The sequence below is a fragment of the Nostoc sp. KVJ3 genome, assembly GCF_026127265.1.
Lineage (GTDB): Bacteria > Cyanobacteriota > Cyanobacteriia > Cyanobacteriales > Nostocaceae > Nostoc.
Genome location: NZ_WWFG01000001.1, coordinates 3257601 through 3277965, shown reverse-complemented (window position 1 = coordinate 3277965; position 20365 = coordinate 3257601). Strand labels below are relative to the sequence as shown.

Here is a 20365-nt window from a genome sequence, read left to right as displayed (position 1 = left end):
GGATAGATAGAACGTTTAAAGATAGAGGCTCAGACAATAAGATTTGGCAATATTTAATATGCTCTTTGCTTATGTAAATTTATCAACGGTAGATGTAGGATTTATACAAGTTCATTCAGAACGAGTTGATTCTGGTGTTTGTATCAAACGTGGTGAATTATTTCGTCGCCAACGGCTAAAACCATAGATCAGAGCAGCAAAAATTAACAAATAGGGACTGTAAACAATTAACCAAATACCCAACTTGAGTAAGCCAACGGAAAATGCACTCAAAGAGTGGGTAGAATTATTCCAAGTTTCTTGAACTTGCAAACCCAAGGCAGGTTGGGGACTGGTGCTAGAAACTGCTGCTTCGAGGTTGAGCGTAATTGTAGAATATGCAACTTGATTTTGGAGGTTTTTGAGTTGGGCATTAATTTGTTCTATGCTTTCTCTAACATTACTTAATTCTTGAGCAACACTAAGCACATCTCTAATAGAACCTGCCCGATCCATAATTTTTTGCAAATTGGCTTCAGTTTTTTGTAGATTGGTTAATCTAGCTTGAAAATCTACCAAGCGATCGCCCACATCTTCGGCAGTGATATTACGACTTTCAACAGTGCCTAATTTAGCTAGTTCTTCCAGGGTAGGTTCTAGACGATTTTCTGGTATCCGCAATTGGATTGTTGCTGTGTAACGCGGGTTGTCACTTTTGGGTTGTTGTTGTTTCAACCCGATCAAATCCCCTTGCTGTTGATTGATAATTTGCGAAACAGCCTCAATAGCCCGATCTACAGAGTTGACAGTTAAGGAGATTGCTGCCTTTTTAATAAGTTGGGGACGTGAACGGGCTATTGGTGCAGCTTCCGCTTCCGTCTTTAGAGAACTACTCCTTTCACTTGCAGGTGCAGCTGCTGAATTTACCGCACCATCGGGTGCGCTTGGAGGTAAAGCCTTATTTGCTGACTGAGTGGAAGAGGCACAACTGGTAAAAATCAATCCTCCCAATAATGCACTGATAAATAAAGCAGATGTGCGCGGTAATTTAGTCGAAGCGTACATAATCTACCCTTAGATGGATGAAGTTAAACCCAGTATTGCTGATGTAAAACTCAAAGCCTGTATTGTTGCGATTTATGTAACAGGGTTAGTCATTGGGCATTGGGTATAATTATTTTTTGACCCTCCGCCCCCTGTGGCGGGGTTAAAACGGATAAATTGAATGATTGATAATTCATCTGTGGTTACTCAATTTGGGGTACAATCAAAAGTCTGCCAATTTATGACGATGCTTGCTGACAGGAGATGCTTCTATGGCCCGGATGTATTATGACGAAGATGCCAATTTAGACCTTTTGGCTGGAAAAACTATTGCTATTATCGGCTATGGTTCTCAAGGTCATGCCCATGCTCTCAATCTCAAAGATAGTGGTTTGAATGTGATTGTGGGACTATATCCGGGTAGTAAGTCAGTTGCAAAAGCTGAAGCAGCTGGGTTAACTGTGAAAAATGTCGCAGATGCGGCCAATGCTGCTGATTTCATCATGATTTTGTTACCTGATGAAGTCCAAAAAACGATTTACAAAAACGAGATTGAACCCAATCTAGAAGAAGGGAATGTGTTAGCTTTTGCTCACGGGTTCAATATTCACTTTGGGCAAGTTGTACCACCGGCTAATGTAGATGTGGTGATGGTAGCACCCAAAGGGCCGGGGCATTTGGTACGGCGGACTTATGAAAGTGGGGAAGGTGTACCAGCGCTATTTGCAGTTTATCAAGATGCCAGTGGTCAAGCACGCGATCGCGCTATGTCTTATGCTAAAGGTATCGGTGGGACTCGCGCTGGTGTGCTGGAAACAACTTTCCGCGAAGAAACTGAAACTGATTTATTTGGCGAACAAGCCGTATTGTGCGGTGGTTTGAGCGCTTTAATCAAAGCCGGATTTGAAACTTTGGTAGAAGCTGGTTATCAACCAGAATTGGCTTATTTTGAATGTCTGCATGAAGTCAAGCTGATTGTTGACTTGGTTGTAGAAGGCGGTTTAGCCAAAATGCGCGACAGCATTTCAAACACAGCTGAATATGGCGATTATACCCGTGGCCCACGGATTGTTACCGAACAAACCAAGCTTGAAATGCAGAAGATTCTCAGCGAAATTCAATCTGGACAATTTGCACGAGAATTTGTTCTAGAAAACCAAGCTGGTAAACCAGGATTTACCGCCTTGCGTCGTAAAGAAGCTGAACATAAAATTGAAGAAGTTGGTAAAGATTTACGCGCTATGTTTAGCTGGTTGAAAAAAGCTTAAGAATGTAGAGGCGTTGCATTGCAACGTCTCTCTACAATGATTTTGAAATTAGTTGGGAAGTAAGTCGGCGAGAATAAATCAAACTAGATTAAGTAATGTAAAAAATCTTGAGATTAGTTTTTAGTGAGGGCTTCAGCCCTCTCTGCGAGACGCTGCGCTAACACTACGAACCTTTAATTATTTGCGCGGCTCTAATTATTACCACCCCATTGTTCCAGGGCTACCTTTAAATGGCCCGACAATATCAGCAGTAATCCATCCCCCATAAAAATCACCAGGTTGAGACATAACTAGCTCATCATTTACATAGCAAGCATCCATTAAACTAGGATAAAAAGCATAATATTCTTGAATTGTTACAAAATCAGGTGTGGGTTCAAAATATCGCCAAGCAGCGTTATTTATATATTTATCACCAATACTGATATCATAATATAGACATTTACCTTTCCATTCACACCAAGTTTTTTTAGGTGTTTCTATCAGATATTCTAGCTTAATATCTTCTGAAGGAATGTAATAAGAAGGAGGATGGCTAGTTTCTACGACTCTTTTCGCTTTACTTGTTTCTGCTAAAACAATATTATTAACAATTATCCGAATTGATTTGTTGCTATCTTCTAAACGAGCCGGACGGGGATAATTCCAAACTGATTCTTGACCGGGTTCTGGCGGGATAGGATTTGGTCTCATTCTCTGTAATATCCTTTTAAATGTCTTGAGCAATTATAAAACCAGCGTGTTGATAAAACTAGGGATGAAATCAGTTGCCATAGGTTGGTAATTCCATTGAACCATTAGTAAGCTTTGCTTCAGGACTAGCCCTTTCAAGGTGACTTGTAAAATCTCTTTTTTCTCTCTGCGTCGCGCCAGTTGCTACAAGTCTCTTAACCGCAAGGGCGCACTGGCAACTCTATTGTCTCTGCGGTTGAAAAGTAATTTATCTAACCACAGAGTCGCAGAGAACACAGAGAAAAGAGCGGAAATAGGAATTTATTGACCAAAATTTTTACCCACCTTGAAAGGGCTAGTCCTATCCTTGTTCCCATACTCCTCATAGAAATGCATTAATTGAGGCTCTGACTCACATATATTATTGGAGCAGAGCCTCGGCTGTTGACTCTGTGCCTTTTTAGGAGTTAAAAAATCGGGAAATCAAGCTTTTTTCGACTTGTGTATACACCATAAACTCCTAACTGTAATTACAGATTGCTTTCAATCAACTGACGATATTCGCTCTTTTGCTTCACACCTTTAACTTCCTTCACCAGTTCCTTATTTTTGAACAATTGAACCGTTGGCGTTCCTGTCACACCAGCATTTTCAGCAATATCTCGGTCTTTGTCGATGTCAATTTCTACAAAGTGAATAATGCTTTCAAATTCATCCACCACTTTATTTAAAATTGGCTTCAGGGTATGGCAAGGGCCGCAACCAGGAGAGACGTATTTAACCAGGAGTAAGCGATCGCTTTCATGGAACAATTTCCGTAAGGCATAACCTCCCGCATGGCGCGTTCCATCCAAGTTAAACCCAGCTTCTTCCTCGGCTTCAGTCTTTTTGGCTGGCTGATGTTCTAATTCATTATCTGCTGCTTCTGGCTGTTGATGGAATTCTTGAATTAACCCACTCGATGACAACCAACGTTCTGCTAACATCGCCGCCATACAGCCAGTACCCGCAGCCGTAATTGCTTGGCGAAATTCATGATCTTGCACGTCGCCAGCCGCAAAAACGCCTTCTACACTGGTTTCTACAGTACCGTGTTTGGTGACAACGTAACCCACCTCATCCAGTTCTAGCTGCCCCTTAAATAAAGAGGTATTGGGAGTATGACCAACAGCGTAGAATAAACCCTTAGCGTGCAGTTGGCTTTCTTCACCAGTTTTAGTATTGCGGACTTTCACCCCTTCCATGTGACCATTACCAAAGATATCCACGGCTTCTGTATTCCAATGCACCTGGATTTTCGGGTTACTCAAAACCCTGTCTTGCATGGCTTTAGAAGCCCGCATCTTATCGGTGCGTACCAACATATTTACCTTAGAACCGTATTTGGTGAGGTAAATAGACTCTTCCGCCGCCGAGTCGCCAGCACCAATTACAGCTAATTCTGCACCGTGAAAAATTGGTGTTGCACCATCGCAAATTGCACAAGCGGAAATACCGCGACTCCAAAATTCATGTTCGCTAGGTAAACCCAAACGCTTTGCTGTCGCACCCGTAGCAATGACGATGGTGTTGGTTTTAATTTCCCTATCTTGCGATCGCACTGTAAATGGACGCTGACTCAAATCAACTGATATAACATCTTCAGTATATAGTTCAGCCCCCCAGCGCTCTGCCTGTGCTTTCATCCGATCCATCAGTTCCGGCCCCGTAATCCCTTGGGGAAACCCTGGAAAGTTCTCGACTTCTGTCGTTGTCATTAATTGCCCACCAGGTAAACCCCCGGCTTGGAAACCTTCAAATACAACAGGTTTCAGGTTAGCGCGTCCGGCATAAATGGCGGCTGTGTACCCTGCTGGGCCAGAACCGATAATTACTAAGTTTTCTACTGTGGGGTTAGTCATGAAAATATACGAACTCATAACGACTACGTTTAATATAGCATAATAAATTATGATTGGCTAGGGAAGATGGGAAGCGCTGGCAAAACGCCTACAGTACTACGCGCTCAACACTTGCCAAACATCCTGATTAACCGCTAAGACTCTTCTTAGAGGATGTTTTAAAAGTGATTGGCTGTAATTTTAGGCACTTGTTGATCCCCCCTAACCCCCCTTAAAAAGGGGGGAACCGGAATCAAAGTCCCCCTTTTTAAGGGGGATTTAGGGGGATCTAAAACTTTTTGCTACTAACCAGAGGACTTTTAAAACATCCTCTTACAGATATTTCCTGATAATTTCAACATCTAGTTCTCAAAATTCTGCTGTTTATTGAATACTCATACCTTTTTCAACACATTTTGGGACTAATTTCAATTTTGTTTCTAGTTCTGTTTTTGGCTTTGTCTTTGCCAAGATACTCTCGTACAATCGAGTATTTTTGAATGCATCTAAATCAAGCATAGCTTCAATTTCCTCTAAAGAAAGATTGGGAAACTTATAAAATACATTCTTAAATAACTGGGTAATGTCTCGCAAGCTAGGGAGAGTGACTGGTTCTAGCGCCGGATTTATCTTGCCAAATATAGAAGAAGACAACTTAGAAAAAAGAAACCTGCGATCGCCTGATGTGTCTTTTGTTCGCGCCGATCGATTGAAAAAAACCAAGCGCGACTTTATGGCCACCTGAGTTTGAATAAAGCACTCTCACAAATGAAATTGAAAATCTAGCCCTTGATGAACACTAGGGGCTTAGTTATATCTGTGTTAATTGGGATACAAGGATTTTGGATTGTGTAACCGGATATCGCCAAACTTTTTTTCTGAAGGTGATAGGAAAGCGATCGCAGTTGGGTAAGTTATATCTAGAACACCCAAGCACTTCCTACCCCAGGGAAAACACTTATGAAAACCGAACTAAAAGCAAAATTTCTCCAACACATCCTCAACAAAAAGAACGAAAATGAGGGTTTTACACTCATTGAATTACTAGTAGTAATTATTATCATCGGTATTTTGTCTGCGATCGCTCTGCCTTCTTTCTTGAACCAAGCTAACAAAGCCAAGCAGTCAGAAGCTAAAACTTATACAGGTTCGATGAACCGCGCGCAGCAAGCTTATTACTTAGAACAGAATACATTTACAACTTCAATTGGTGCTTTAGGTCTTGGTATTGCAACACAAACCATAAATTACACATATACGGCTGTTAGTGGTGGAGATGCTAGTTCAATAAACAACCGAGCGACAGTAATAAATGCCAGTGCGCCTCTCAAAGCCTATGTTGGTGCTGTAGAGGTGACAACCCAACAAGCTACCAGTGAAGCTACTACCGTAGCTGTTTTGTGTGAATCTAACAACGCTATGGTTAACGGTGGTGCAAATGCAAGTACCATTACAATTGGCACTACCGCTGGAGCACCTACTTGTCCCAGCAGCTACGTCTCTTTGGCTAAGTAAGCAACCAGGGACAAACAGTATATAAATTGTTTCTCAATCAGATATTCTCCAAAGTGGGTAGATGCGTCTATCCACTTTATTTCTATTGAAGTCGTTCACAACTATATTCCTTATAAAATTTTCTTAGAGAATTACAATGATTATTGATATATATAATTGGCAAAATCAAGCTGAACAATACTTCATTCAAGAAAAATATTCACAAGCAGCACAGTTATATGAACAAGCAATAGAAATAGAACCAAATGCTATTTCTTATTATTGGCACTTAGGGTTACTATTGCTATTACAAGGGCAAGAAGCAGAAGCTCAAATGACTTGGATGCTGCCAATGACAGAGGCAGATGAAGAACAGCTACAAGCTTGGACAAATGAACTACTTCAAATTTTGCAAATAGAAGCACAAAGGCGTGAAAGACTAGCGGAATATTCTTTAGCTTGGTTAATTCGTCAGCATATACGAGAAATTAATCCTAGTGATATAAATAATTTGCTTGAAATTATCCTCCTTTCTATCAAATTAGACAAATTGGAAGAGATTGATGATTTGAATGAGTGGGGTTTAATTGAAAGTTTAAACGCCAAAGAAAATATAGAAATTAATGCCGAATTATTAATCCAAGTTTTAAAAGAATTTTTAAATACCGTTCCTTTACATCCAATTAATCTAAACTTAATAGAAGCTAGTCTTCCTTATTTCTGTGATACTCATCAATGCTTCTGTATACTGCTTCCTGCTGCTATCCAACTTGGTCATACTTTGCGGCAGCCTTTACTAGCGGCATCTGTGCTAGAATTGCACTTACGATTGGAACCAGATAATGTAGAGATTTTGCGGCACTTAGCAACTTTTTATCAAGATGCTCGCAATTATTCTCAAGGTATAGAGACAGCTAGGTTGTGTTATTCATTATCAGAAGGTTTGGCTGATAAAATTTTTGCGCTCCATCTGTTGCTAAGAGGTTTAATGTCAGCAGGGGGATATTGGCAAGAGATATGTACAACTTGCCAAGAATTAGAAACTGTATATAAACAGTTTATTGAAGCTCAACCAATTCTTTTAGAAGAAGGAAGAATATTAAGGTTAATTACACCAGCTTTTGCAATACCTCACATTAAAGATACTCCTGCTGAATTTCGAGCTATTCATAATAAGATAGCTGAAATTTTTAATAATGACATTCAAGCTTTAGCTCAATCACAACAAAAAAACTATACTCATAATTTTATTAAGAATCAATCTTTAATACACAATGCAAAAAAACTAAAGATTGGTTATATATCTTATGCTTTAAGGAATCACTCTGTTGGTTGGTTAGCTCGCTGGTTATTTGAACATCACGATCGAGATAAATTTGATATTTATACCTATTTTGTCAACTATAAATTAATAGATGATTTTCTACAAAATTGGTATGTACAAAAGGGAGGTAATGCTCATAAACTAGGCATAAATGGTCTAGAAATTGCTGACCAGATATATCAAGATGAAATTGATATTTTAATTGATCTTGATAGCATCACTCTAGATATTACAAGTGAAGTCATGGCACTTAAGCCAGCCCCAATTCAAGTTACTTGGCTGGGGTGGGATGCATCAGGTATACCTGCAATTGATTACTTTATTGCAGACCCTTATGTATTACCAGATGACGCACAAAATTACTATACAGAGAAAATTTGGCGATTACCTCAGACTTACATAGCAGTAGATGGTTTTGAAGTTGGTGTACCAACACTCCGCCGCGATGACTTGGATATCCCTATAGATGCCGTTGTATATCTTAGTGCCCAAAGAGGATATAAACGCCATCCAGAAACGACAAGGTGGCAAATGCAAATTATCAAACAAGTACCTAACAGCTACTTTTTGATTAAAGGACTTGCTGAAGAGGAAACAATTAAACGCTTCTTTTACCAAATTGCCGAAGAAGAAGGTGTAGATTGTTCTCGGTTACGGTTTTTACCAATAGTCTATTTAGAGTCAGTTCATCGTGCTAATTTAGGCATTGCTGATATTGTATTAGATACATTCCCCTACAACGGAGCGACAACAACCTTAGAAACATTGTGGATGGGTATCCCCTTGGTGACGCGAGTCGGCGAACAATTTGCGGCTCGTAATAGCTACACCATGATGATGAATGCAGGAATTACAGAAGGCATCGCTTGGACTGATGAAGAATATATTGAGTGGGGTGTCCGTCTGGGGAAAGATGAGACTTTACGCCAGCAGGTGGGTTTGAAGCTGAAAGCATCCCGGCAAACAGCCCCGTTGTGGAATGGCAAGCAATTTACCCGTGAGATGGAGAAGGCTTACGAGCAGATGTGGCAGAGGTATATTGAGGCAAAATAAGCTCTTAGTGAGTATCGTGATATGATTGGTGCAGTCTTAGCTCGACTTTATCCAAAATTAAGAACTCGGTTTCTTTATCTGGCAAAAATCGTGGCTTTTCGGCAAATACTTTTTCTACGTCACAGAGCATAGATCAAGTTCAAAAAGTAAAACTACTATCCCACACAGGTTTCAGCGATAGCGATCGCGTTGCGAAAAAAATGGATAAAGTCGAGCTTAGAGGATGTTTTAAAAGTCCTCTTGTCGGTAGCAAAACCTTCTAGATTCCCCTAAATCCCCCTTAAAAAGGGGAACTTTGATTCCGGTTCCCCCCTTTTTTAAGCTACGGTGTACACACAAGTCTTTGAGAGTGGCCTCATAGGCTTTTGATCCCCCCAACCCCCGATAAATTGGGGGGCAAAAGTCTCTTAAAGTCCCCCAATTTATCGGGGGATTTAGGGGATCTCCAACGATTTTGGGTTTCTACAGAGATGTGTGTACACCGTAGCTTTTTTAAGGGGAGCTAGGGGGATCATTAAGTGCCTAAAATCACACTAAAACACTTTTAAAACATCCTCTTAAACGCCACTTGCTTCTCCCAAGGGTAGAAGCAGCGCGTAGCTTGTTTCCCCAAAGGGATACACAGTCGCTCATGGGGGAAACCCGCTTCTCTACGAGACGCTCCGCCTTCGCGGAGCGTTCCGAAGGAAAGGCGCTAGCTTCTCCCAAAGGGAGAAGACCATGCTGGCTCACCAACCTACAGATTTTTATTTTTAGGCAAAACCTACGCAGTATTGGGATAAGCTGTTGCGTATTTAATTTGTATATTCGATGCGCTCATGTTGCCCGCACTACAATGATTTTACGTTTTCGTGTTATGCAATCTAGCTGCACATCAGCTTACAACCAAGTTATCTACATCGCAGGATGGAAGATTTTCTGCTTTTGCCTGTGCGATCGCAGATTGATTATCTGTTGCTAAAGCAATTCGAGTATTAATTCTAGGCAAAAGAGCTTTCCATTGTGTATCACTTATCTTACCTAGCAGAGAAATTTCTGGCCCCTCAGTTATATCTACATCATCTTCCATGAGCAAATTCATGGTCAAAGACGATAAAAGCATATCCCCTTCTTCCTCAGAAATATTTTGAGTATCTATCAGAAGAGTTATATTGTTTTTATCCGGGTGAGTAGTGAGAGTACAAATCACACTTGCTAAATCTTGATATAGCAAGTCTTCTGGTTGTGACCAGTCTGGGAAAATAATTAGGTTAGTATCTTTTAAATTTAGTTGCTCTTTAAGAGCGATCGCCTGATGTTTATAGAATAATTCTTGGAAGAGTTTACCCATTTGAGCAGAATGAGAGCCACTATCAAGAAATCTTGGATCTTGATGCATTTTTTGCTTGATTTGCTCTGCTTTTTCCTGACGCAATTCAGAGTTTATTCCAAGAGCAACAGCTAACTCAATATAATCCTCTTCGGTGTTTGTAATTAAATCAAATATTTGGAGTTCTCGTAAAAGTGATGCTCCCTTTCGAGAACGAGAACATTCTGTTTCCATAACTACCGTTGCTAAACTTACTTCCAACGGATCTATGAGTGAAGTCATACCAGAGTAAGGATAAGAATCTAAGTAGATATCACAAAATTTTAAACGTTCCATAACATCAGCACGGTTTGGTGCTGGTTCAAGAATTATCAACCTATCCTCGCTAACACCATATTTAGCAAAAGTAGTAATTATCCGCTTACGGAAAGCAATACAAGGATAGGAAGATGACCAATTTGGATTAAATGGATAAAGTAATAGAACAGAATTAGGTACGCTAGCAATTATTTTTGCCCAAGTTACCTCTTGCTCTGGAATTATTTTGTAGTAATTAGCTCCTGAAACGTAAACTACAGCAGTTTTAGTAATCCCCAGACTTTCTCGGCTAATAAAGGTTGTGGCAAGTATTTGCTTCTCGGTTGCAAAATCAAAACACTGGGGAGGACTATCTAATGTAATTAGTTGTTCTGTATAATCTTGTTGAGCATTATCTTCAACTTCAGAAAGCTTACTTGAAATATAGTAATCTATATTAGGCATACCAGTTGTTACAGGAGAATTAGCATCAACCATTTGTATTCGGGCTAGGCGATACAACGAAAGCAAGGTAATTTGATGGGTAACTGCGGTAACATTGGTAGAAATGAACAGTATATCTAAATCAGCTTCCCGAATAGTTTCTACTTGACTCTCTAAGTTCGTTGGAAGTTGAATAAGAGCGTCTGCATGACCTGCACAATATCTTTCTAAACGATTATTAGTCACATTTAAGGTGAAAATAATTATTTCAAATAAATCTCTATTTAAATGCTTATATACTGACAAAGCGGCAAACGTTTCTGTCTGTGGTTGAAAATGGCTAGCAAGAATGCCAAGTTTAATTTTTGTTTGTTCAGCCAACCGTTCTGAAAAATCGTATTCAATACTATTATTAAACTGTTGTAAGTAGAGTTTTATAATATCTGCCCGTTTAGTGTAGATATTTTTCAAATCTAATTTATTAAAGTAAAATGGGATGAAATTCGCTGTATATGTAAAACATGCGGCAATATCTTGCCAGAATTTAGACTCAAAATTACTGCTAATATTATTGTGGAGATAATTAATCCACTTATCCATATACTGATAGTAATTATCTGCTTCTCCTATCCCTTGAAAATAAAGGGGAGGTTTGAGAGTAAATTCGAGATAGTTATTGAGTAACCAACTAGGCATTTGAGTCAGGTCATGCACTAAGGGTAACTGGTGAGTACGGCAGTATAGCATTCCTACTAGAAGATACTGAATGGCATTTTTTTCATTAAGTCCCTTACTAATTCTTACTAATATGTCAGTTACAAAGCTCTCTTCATCTTCTGTTATTGATTCGTTCTGAATACCGCTATTTAGTAAGACTTGATAATCCTCACCAAATTTGGTCGAGTATAATCTTTCAAGTAGATTATCTTCTTTATCCAGACACGATTCAGAAATCTGTTTTCTCAATAAACGTAATTGCTTTAATACAGATATATCCAAATCTTCTTGTTGATATCTTGCGACTAAACTACGTAGGTTATTCCTTAATTGATAATTATCTATGAACTCTTTAATTTCACATTGTTCTATTAGCCCGTTTAATTTGTTGGTTTGCTCAAGGATTCGTTGCCAATTAACTACTGCCTGTTTATTTTCACATTCCAAAATAATTCTTGCACTAATTCGAGGTAGCAAAGCTACCCATTGAAGATCAGCTAATTGTCCTACCAAAGAAATTTCTAATCCTTCATTAATATCTATATCTTCTTGCAACAGCAGATTCATAGCGACACCAGACAAAAAGATTGCAGCATCTTCGCTAGCAATATTACTTGTATCGATAAGTAGTGTAGTCTTGTGATTGTCTGAATAATCTACTAATGCTTTAATTATTATCTCTAAATCTGAGCTAACTAACTCTTCTGGTTGTGACCAATCTGGAAAAATAATTAAATTAATCTCATTAAGATTCAAATATAAGATGGAAGCATCAATAAGAGCAGAACTTACGGTATTGGCCATTTTTGACCAAGAAAACTTCTTAGCTTGTGCTAAACCCTTAGTAATTAATGATTGACGAATGCTAGGCTTTTGAACTTCACAAAGTGCATTTGCTAGTCCATCTATATCATCATGATTCACATATATTGCCGCTTCTCCAGCTACTTCTGGAATAGAGGAATTAGGACAAGTAATTACAGGACAGCCACAAGCCATTGCTTCAACTAAAGGCATCCCAAAACCTTCATATTTAGACGGATAGACTAATGCTACAGCACCAGAATAAGCTATTGCTAACTCTTCATCGCTGAGTTGTAGAAGATGAACAATACTACCTGATGTATAGGTTTTAAATTCAGGTGTTAATATATCACCACTTCCTGTTAAAACAATCTCAAATCCATCACTATTAGCAAGTTGTGCAAAAGCCTGGAAGAATAAAACAATATTTTTATTAGTACCGCCAGCACCAACTAACAAAAAGTAAGGTTTAGTGATGTTATACTTTTTTTTAAAAGCATTAATATCTGAAATTTCGGCAGGCAACAGTGCATTTTTAACTCCGCAATAGGCTCTAGTTATAGACTCTATAGGTATATGTTTGAAAAACTTTGCTAAATCAGATGCCGTATTTTCTGATATTGCTATGTAAGCAGAAGCATGTTGTATACCATGATGTTTTGCTTGCCACATGGGATTATTCATATCCCAGCCTAAAACTTCTGGAACCATGTCATAAGCCATGAATACAGAAGGTGTTGTAATTGGGGTAGTGTAGTAAGAAGAGATAAATACATCTACATCTTCTTCATCACATATTTCCTGTAGTATGGTTCTATCAACATCAACCTTAGCATAATCATAAATTGGTATATTACGATATGTAATACCAGGAATCTTAGGAGCAGTCCCAGCACGGTCAAGCACAATAATATTCTTTGCAAAACCGCTTTTGACCCATTCTTCTAGTAAAGATTTCCATACGCGTGCAATACCGCTTTGGTTAAGTTGAAAGAAGACTCCATCAACAACGATTTTGGGCTTGCTTCCGTAATTATCAATACTTCGTACGTCATTTAGACTCTGATATCGTTCATTTTTTGTATTAAGTTGACTAACCGCTTTGATATAGTCATCTTGCAAAAGTGATTTTTTATTAAATTCTTTTAAATCAGCATTATTTAGTTCTACAAATAAATTGTCTGGCAGATATTTTTCTGTGAATAAATGTAGTGTCGAGCCATTGGAATAAAAATTTAGATTAAACTTTTCAGCAATAATAGCTAGTGATTTATGAGTGTATAGAGAAATATGTTGACCTTCATCTAGAGAGTAATAAGACCATTCATTGGGATGATAGCCCACGTTTGGTAATAATTCTGTGCTGAACAAAAAATTTCTAGAATATTTCAATATTTCTTTAATCTCGTTAACAGGATTCACCAGATGTTCAATCACCTCAAAGGCAGTAACCATCTCAAGATTTACTGTCTGCTTACCTTCTATTTCTAAAAATTCAAAGCCTTTAGCAAATATATTTTCGCAGAATTTATCTATCCAATAAAAATTAAATCCATTGTCTCTCATCAGTCTCACAAATAGACCATAACCACCTCCATAGTCTAAAAATCTTGCTTCATGATCAAAGAAATTGAAAATTAACTTACTAGCTATTGATGAAAACATCAGATTACGAAATACTAAACCAACATCAGTACCTGCTATTGCTTTAGAATAGGCTTCTTGTAGCCAAAATGGTTCTTCAGTCTGAACAAAACCACAGTTTGAACACTGATAATAATCTACTTTATACTTACCTAAAACTTTAGCATTGCCAAGAAAAACCGAATCAGATTCGCAAACTTTACATTTCACAGGTATAGAATCAAGCAAGATTTTGGTTTGAACAAGTAAATCTTCGTGATTCCATTTTGTTAGTATTAATTCTTTCGTGTTTGGAAGATAAAAATGAGGCATTCCATCTTTCTGATTAACCTTACTGTATATATTAATTTTTGCTTGTCTCTCTGATTCACTTTTAATTAACAAATCCAAATGATATACACTTACATCTGCCAAGTACTCGCCTGGATTTATTAGTCCATGAATCTCTTCATGAATTTGTCCGCTATATGAAATTGACTTATTATATCTAAATACTCTACGTTGCCAATCAGGATAATGAGGACTACTAGAAACATAATAGTCCTTATTGAATGGACTAACCCATTTACGAGTAATCCAAATGTTATCTGTTTGGATATTACTTCCATTAGTTTTAAGGAACTTAAGAAAATCCAGAGTTTTTTTATCAATAAATTCATCTGAATCAACTACAAATACCCAATCAGTTTTAACTTCCTTCAGATAAACGTTTCGTTGTTCAGCATGATTTCCCTTCCATTTTGAGTAAATTATTTTAGCTCCATAAGACAAAGCAATTTGACAAGTAGAATCAGTGCTACCTCCATCAACTATTATTAAATCATCATAAATTGGGCTGAGTGACTCTAAGGCAATAGCCAAAGTTTTTTCGGAATTTTGCACCATCATACAAACAGAAAGAGTTTGAAGAGGGTTTTGGATAGACATATAATTTTTAGGCTTTCTCTCTGTCTCCCATAAATCTATTGCTGCTTTCTCTATGTCTTGTATAATAAAAGAAGCTTCGGATTTTACTACTTCTTCTTCCGCTATATGTGAAGTGATAATTTCTGGACTAAGTTTTTCATCATAAATATTTTTAATTGCGATCGCACAATGTTCAGCAATCATTTCCCAATCTAGTTCAGTATTAGTTACTGTAGCACTTACTACCCTAATTTTATCCTCCAGAATTTTATGCGCAGCACTAAAATTCTCTACCTCATCTTGAAAAATAGTGATGTAGCAAGATGCCATTTTAATAGCACGTTGCCTAGATAGGGAAATATAAGAGTCAGCTTTAAAAATATTAGATGAAAATTTATCGCATAATATAAACGCAGATTTCGCTACTATACCTGCGCTTGTATAGTAAGTACTGATAAATATATCAATATCCAGTTCTTGACATAGTGCAGATAAACGTCGGTCTTCAAGAGCAGATTTTTCAAAATCTATTAAAGGTGCAAATAAATTCTTAAATTTTCTAGAATTTTCCTGAAAAATAGGACTTGAAGTACGATTTAAAAAATACACTATATGGTTTGGCAGCCGATTAACAAGCTTTGGTATAGCCTGTCCCCAAAATTGCTGTAACTCAGCCTCATTTTGCCGCGCAAACACATAACCATCTATCAAAATATTCATGTAAGCCACCTTTATAACTTTAATAATAGTCAATTAAATTAGCTGCTAGGAAGATTTGTTGGTTCTCCCATCTGAGAATACTTAGACCATTTGGGTTGGTAATCTTTCCCTAACCATCCAACAGCACCAGCTAGTTTTTCGTTGTTATGAGTGCTGCCATCATATAGATCAAGATTCTTTAATTCCTCTCCCTTACCAAGAGCTACCATTTCTTCCCATAGCTCAGTCCCAGGAAATGCAACACAATCTGAGTTTTGCCAATGGATATTATTATTATAATTTGCCCCTATTTCTTTTAATTCGTTCAGTATTTTTAGATCGTTGACCCAATCTTGCTCAGTTTCACCAGGGAGGTTTTTCATCGTAGTGAAGTGAAACTCCATCCCGGAAAAGCGAGTAATCAAATACTTAATATTTTCATAGCTTTTTTTAGCACTTAAATTTTTCTTGGTATTATCAAGCAATTTTTGATTAAAACTTTCAACTCCAAATCTCATACCGACACAACCACTTTCAACCATTAAGTCATATATTTCTAAACTGGTTGTGTCTATTCTGCCCATCATAGTCCAGGGTAATCCTATATCTTTTAATCCCTGACATAACTCAGTAATTCTTTTACTACCTAAATTCCAGGTATCATCATCGAATAAAATACTTTGAATATTATCTTCACATAATAGATTACTAATTCGCCATGCTTCAGCATTAAAATGAACTGCTTGCATTAATTTTCCTTGCACTCTATGGCTGTTCATTTTATGATGCATTTCATCTTGAAGTGATAGCAAATTATTCTGCTTTTCCTTTCTTTCTTTTTTTATATTGTCGATAAAAGTTTGACGTTCAGCAATAACTGTTTTAATTTCATCAATTACTAGCTCAGGTAGGCGATTGCGATATTGACCATTATTCATTACCTTTGGCCACTGGCAGTATGTGCATTTGAAAGGACATCCCCGTGAGGTATTGACTTGCAACTGGGGACGTGGAGTATTCATTGTTGGCTCCCAATAGTTATATAAATAATCTATAGGTCTAAATGGTAGAAAATTTTCTCCTCTAATTAAGTTAATATCTTCGATATGTTCGTAAGTATATATGGATTTTGCCTTATCTAACTTGAGAACTATATCAAGAGCAGGCTTTTCGTATTCACCAACAACACAATAATCTACAAATGATTCATGAATTAATTCATGAGCATAAGCTTGAATATGTGGGCCTACTAAAACAATGCGAGAATTAAAGCTTTCTTTTGCCCAAATAGCTAATTCTTTAATAGTTTTAAACAGAGGTGTTGATGTTTCTAAAAATAATATATCTGGTTGGAACTTTGCGATATGGCTTTTTACTACCTCGTAGTTCCAATGCTTAAGAGCAACCCCATCATAAAATTTTGCATCAACTCCATGCTTAATTAGATAGTTAACTGCATAACCCATAAAGAAAGGAAAGCAAGCGTAGTAGTCTGTAAGCCCAGCATTTGTCCAAGGCCAACGTGAACCTGCATTAGGGCCAGTGTATATATTTCCTTGACTGTCATATTTAACAAAAGGAATATTTGCAAAAAGTACGTTCATTTCAACCTCATAAAATGATAATTATTGTTCTTATTTAAAGTGCTTCTTTTAGATAGCTCATAAGTGTTTTTACGCGATTTGCATATGTATGGTCGCTTAAAACAAGCTTACGGCCTTCTTTACTTCGTTTCTGTCGTTCCTCGTCATCAGCTAGATAGCGCACAATCTTAGCCCATTCATCTGCATTTCCTGTAGTGCATACTAGTGAGTCGCCAAAGATAGCTTGTAATGAATCAACACGATCGGAAAGAATAAATCCTCCACAAGCCAATATGTCGTAAATTCTCAGATTGATAGTATCTAACTCAATATGCTCTTCTATATGAGCATTAAGATTAATTAAACAACTTGAATATAATTTAGGTAAATCTGGCATTGGTAATTTGCCAAGACAAGCTTTTTGTAATGGCTCAGACCAAGCTTTATTCCCATATATAACAAGACCAAATGGCAAAGCTGGTATAAAGTAACGCTGATTTACAATTGGGCCTCTAATATCATTACCTACAAAAGACACAGGATGCTGATAATGATTTGAAGGTTGCGGGAAAAAAAGTTCAGGATCAGTTGCAAAAGGAATCACTGCTCCCAAAGTACAAGCTTCCATTAATTTTTTGCTTGTGAATATATATCCATCAAATCTAGATTTTACTTGATTAAATACGCCGACTGTACCAATGTGAAGTTCGGGAGGATAAAGCCATTTAGTTGGGTTAGAAGCATTAGGAAAAGCGTTTTGTAGATATAAAAAATTTTTTACTTTTTCATCCAGTTCCAAAAAAGGATAGAAATGAATGAGAACATCCAGTTTCTCTGTAATGAATCCACTAGATGGATACAAGTACACGGACTCTACATCGTCACATCTAAGTAGATATTTCTGCCATCCTCTTGCTACCTGCTCGTCGCCTTGCACATTACCAGGCTTACTAACATCAAATGTGTCAATTCCACGTAAACGTAATCCAATTCGCAACTTTTGGTTCATATCTAAACCTCTATTGCATGAAAGTCTGGATTTTCAGGGTCTAGCTGTTTGGATAGCATATTAATCCATTGTGAGTGTGTCTTGGTATAAAAGGTGTGAATTTCATAGGGTTCAATTATAAAAACATCACCCTTTTGAACTTCAAACTCAATATGTTCACCTGAATGTAAATTATCGATTATAATTTTAATTTCGCCAGAAACTATGAAAAAAAGTTCAATAGTTTCTTTGTGATAATGGTTGCCTCGGATTTGTTCTGATGCAGTTTCAATAAAGTTAACTTCTGCCCAATTATTTTGTGTAATTCCCCAAAGACTGCCCCGATTATCAGTCTTCATCATATAAGCTGAAAGTCTTTGCATATCACATCTCCAATAATTTTCAACCGACTAAATCCTTCTTGAACTGAATTGAAATTAACACTAGCAAGTTTAGTAGCCGTTTGTTCAATTGATAGAGAAGAATCTGATTGTAATAGCATTCTTTCTCTATCAATACCAGCTTGGACGGGAGCCAATAGTTTAACGTTCAGATTAAACATAGTGGCATAGTAATTAAAAAGCTCAAACCGATTTACTCTTTCTCGTCCTACGGTGTGAAATATGCCACTTAAGTTATTTTCTATAATTACCTCTATCATTTCCGCTAGATTATCTGTATATGTTGGTGTGTTAAACACATCAGTGAAGCATTGTACAGTATGACCTTGAGTGAGTTCTGAGGATAACCACTGTAATAAAGGAGAATCTGTACCGTAGATTCCACCACTACGACAAATAGCTACATTATCTAGTTCATTCAAAATAAATTCTTCACCTTGGAGCTTAGTTCTGCCATAAACTAAGCTGGGATTAGGTTGATCGTTTTCTTTATAAAACCCATCAGTACAACTGAACACCAGATCAGTGGAAATATAGATCATACGTGCATCAAATTTTCTACAAGCTATTGCTAAATTTTTAGTACCTAAAGCATTTGTTTGATAAGCTTCTTCAGGATACTTCTCACAATAACTAACATTCTTGTTACCTGCTACGTGAATTACTACCTTTGGTCTCTTCTTCTCTATGACTTTAAAGACTTCATCAGCATCTCTAATATCTAAGTAGACTGAATCTGTCATTCCTAGTAAGTTTTTTGGTATGGATGACTTAAAATATGAGATAGTTGTCTTTTTTTTACTTGTAAAATAGCGAGTAAGATTTGATCCAACGAAGCCGCTCCCTCCTGTTATCATAAGATCACTCATATTGTATTTCTCTTTTTATTTAAAAGTATTCAAAAGTTGCTAATCATCTTTCTTGATATCTTTGACAATAAAATCCATAGGATTTGCTAACCAAATCCAATTGTCTAATTGAGACAATATCAATTATTTTTTTGGGTTATTGAGCTAGCGATCGCTATTCCCCTCTCTTTGACCCTGTTGCTTCTTAATCCGCTCTAATACAACTTTGTAATCTTGCCGATCGGGGCGCAACTTCACCAATTTCTCTAAAGGTTCCATCGCCCCCTTAGCATCCTTCAATTGCAACCGCAGCACAGACAGTTTCTCCAAAGCAAGTTGATTTTCTGGTTCTCGTTGTAAAACCATCTCGTAGCCCCGCGCCTGTTGCTGTAATACTGACTCAGCAGAAGCAGACGTAGTTACAGGCTTAGGTTGACTAGCCTGTTGGATTGCTGGAATGACTGCAAATACCGTAGATCCAAAAAATAAGAACATCGATACTATCGTTAAAATCTTTTGTCGCCGCTCAATCTGCTTTTTGCGGGCGATTAGGTATGCTTCGTCTGAGCCAGCCATGTATAAATTATTGCTGCGGTAAGTAGTTAGGTGTCAGCAACCCTCCCGTTTTGAGGATACCCATCTGCTCAACAGAAACTAACATCTTGGCTAAAAATTTTTTACACAAACTTTAAAAGCTGACTCTGAAGACTGAGGAACTTTATGGTAAGCCCATGCTATACCCATAATTTAGCTGTGCGATCGCTCCTATGATTCAAATATAATTCAAAGCAAAACCCTCTCATCCACCTAGACAGAACATCAAGATTATATAAAGATTTGCGATGATTCTACCCAATGCTAGATGTTTACGATATTGTAATAACGTTTAAATGAAAAGAAGCAGTGGCAATTTCTACTCAATTGCAAATTTCCCTGTAAGTCAAAAACCTTTAAACTAGCCTGTGTCCTATAGATTTTTCAATAAGCAAACATATTTTTTGCGATCCAAAC

12 protein-coding genes and 1 pseudogene are annotated in these 20365 nt (G+C 37.5%); 4 read left to right on the top strand and 9 right to left on the bottom strand.

Annotated features, from left to right (window positions below):
• Positions 1 to 111 precede the first annotated feature (111 nt).
• A complete protein-coding gene (locus GTQ43_RS12855) occupies positions 112 to 1044 on the bottom strand; it encodes a DUF4349 domain-containing protein (RefSeq protein ID WP_265273002.1) in 933 nt (310 codons plus the stop codon).
• A 251-nt stretch (positions 1045 to 1295) separates the two neighbouring features.
• Between GTQ43_RS12855 and ilvC the strand changes: the two genes are divergently transcribed.
• A complete protein-coding gene (gene ilvC, locus GTQ43_RS12850; protein ID WP_265273000.1) occupies positions 1296 to 2291 on the top strand; it encodes a ketol-acid reductoisomerase in 996 nt (331 codons plus the stop codon).
• Between the two features lie 198 nt (positions 2292 to 2489).
• Here the strand turns inward: ilvC and GTQ43_RS12845 are convergent, their stop codons facing one another.
• Together GTQ43_RS12845 and trxB are read right to left on the bottom strand one after the other, a co-directional pair.
• The gene (locus GTQ43_RS12845) at positions 2490 to 2984 is read right to left on the bottom strand and encodes a DUF427 domain-containing protein (RefSeq protein WP_265272999.1); all 495 of its coding nucleotides are present in this window, start codon (positions 2982 to 2984) and stop codon (positions 2490 to 2492) included.
• A gap of 509 nt (positions 2985 to 3493) precedes the next feature.
• Positions 3494 to 4864, bottom strand: a complete 1371-nt coding sequence (gene trxB, locus GTQ43_RS12840) for a thioredoxin-disulfide reductase (protein WP_265272998.1) — start codon at positions 4862 to 4864, stop codon at positions 3494 to 3496.
• 541 nt (positions 4865 to 5405) lie between these two features.
• On the opposite strand from trxB, the pseudogene GTQ43_RS12835 reads away from it, so the two are divergent.
• The 3 genes and pseudogenes from GTQ43_RS12835 to GTQ43_RS12825 form a co-directional block, all read left to right on the top strand.
• A pseudogene (locus tag GTQ43_RS12835) lies at positions 5406 to 5579 on the top strand (Uma2 family endonuclease); the annotation flags it as partial.
• A gap of 224 nt (positions 5580 to 5803) precedes the next feature.
• Entirely contained in the window at positions 5804 to 6358 is a 555-nt protein-coding gene (locus tag GTQ43_RS12830; protein ID WP_265272997.1) for a type IV pilin-like G/H family protein, read from the top strand.
• A 136-nt stretch (positions 6359 to 6494) separates the two neighbouring features.
• Positions 6495 to 8714: a tetratricopeptide repeat protein gene (locus GTQ43_RS12825; protein WP_265272996.1), complete on the top strand. Its 2220-nt coding sequence runs from the start codon at positions 6495 to 6497 to the stop codon at positions 8712 to 8714.
• Between the two features lie 874 nt (positions 8715 to 9588).
• On the opposite strand, the gene GTQ43_RS41450 is transcribed toward GTQ43_RS12825, so the two are convergent.
• The 6 genes from GTQ43_RS41450 to GTQ43_RS12785 all read right to left on the bottom strand — a co-directional run bounded on the left by GTQ43_RS41450 (position 9589) and on the right by GTQ43_RS12785 (position 19930).
• Complete coding sequence (locus tag GTQ43_RS41450; protein WP_321162472.1) at positions 9589 to 15588, bottom strand: glycosyltransferase; 6000 nt, start codon at positions 15586 to 15588, stop codon at positions 9589 to 9591.
• 5 nt (positions 15589 to 15593) lie between these two features.
• On the bottom strand, positions 15594 to 17138 hold the full coding sequence (locus tag GTQ43_RS12805; RefSeq protein WP_265272995.1) for a B12-binding domain-containing radical SAM protein: 1545 nt from the start codon (positions 17136 to 17138) through the stop codon (positions 15594 to 15596).
• Positions 17139 to 17172: 34 nt separating this feature from the next.
• Positions 17173 to 18126, bottom strand: a complete 954-nt coding sequence (locus GTQ43_RS12800; protein WP_265272994.1) for a glycosyltransferase family protein — start codon at positions 18124 to 18126, stop codon at positions 17173 to 17175.
• Between the two features lie 2 nt (positions 18127 to 18128).
• Positions 18129 to 18488: a cupin domain-containing protein gene (locus GTQ43_RS12795; protein ID WP_265272993.1), complete on the bottom strand. Its 360-nt coding sequence runs from the start codon at positions 18486 to 18488 to the stop codon at positions 18129 to 18131.
• The gene (locus GTQ43_RS12790; protein ID WP_265273748.1) at positions 18464 to 19363 is read right to left on the bottom strand and encodes an SDR family oxidoreductase; all 900 of its coding nucleotides are present in this window, start codon (positions 19361 to 19363) and stop codon (positions 18464 to 18466) included. The genes GTQ43_RS12795 and GTQ43_RS12790 overlap by 25 nt, the downstream gene beginning before the upstream one ends.
• Before the next feature lie 156 nt (positions 19364 to 19519).
• Positions 19520 to 19930, bottom strand: coding sequence for a tetratricopeptide repeat protein (locus GTQ43_RS12785; RefSeq protein ID WP_265272992.1), 411 nt, complete (start codon positions 19928 to 19930; stop codon positions 19520 to 19522).
• Positions 19931 to 20365 lie beyond the last annotated feature (435 nt).

Excerpts from the sequence above, each read along its gene's own strand:
- GTQ43_RS12855 (WP_265273002.1), bottom strand. The coding sequence starts at position 1,044 with ATGTACGCTTCGACTAAATTACCGCGCACATCTGCTTTATTTATCAGT.
- ilvC (WP_265273000.1), top strand. The coding sequence starts at position 1,296 with ATGGCCCGGATGTATTATGACGAAGATGCCAATTTAGACCTTTTGGCT.
- GTQ43_RS12845 (WP_265272999.1), bottom strand. The coding sequence starts at position 2,984 with ATGAGACCAAATCCTATCCCGCCAGAACCCGGTCAAGAATCAGTTTGG.
- trxB (WP_265272998.1), bottom strand. The coding sequence starts at position 4,864 with ATGACTAACCCCACAGTAGAAAACTTAGTAATTATCGGTTCTGGCCCA.
- GTQ43_RS12830 (WP_265272997.1), top strand. The coding sequence starts at position 5,804 with ATGAAAACCGAACTAAAAGCAAAATTTCTCCAACACATCCTCAACAAA.
- GTQ43_RS12825 (WP_265272996.1), top strand. The coding sequence starts at position 6,495 with ATGATTATTGATATATATAATTGGCAAAATCAAGCTGAACAATACTTC.
- GTQ43_RS12805 (WP_265272995.1), bottom strand. The coding sequence starts at position 17,138 with ATGAACGTACTTTTTGCAAATATTCCTTTTGTTAAATATGACAGTCAA.
- GTQ43_RS12800 (WP_265272994.1), bottom strand. The coding sequence starts at position 18,126 with ATGAACCAAAAGTTGCGAATTGGATTACGTTTACGTGGAATTGACACA.
- GTQ43_RS12795 (WP_265272993.1), bottom strand. The coding sequence starts at position 18,488 with ATGCAAAGACTTTCAGCTTATATGATGAAGACTGATAATCGGGGCAGT.
- GTQ43_RS12790 (WP_265273748.1), bottom strand. The coding sequence starts at position 19,363 with ATGATAACAGGAGGGAGCGGCTTCGTTGGATCAAATCTTACTCGCTAT.
- GTQ43_RS12785 (WP_265272992.1), bottom strand. The coding sequence starts at position 19,930 with ATGGCTGGCTCAGACGAAGCATACCTAATCGCCCGCAAAAAGCAGATT.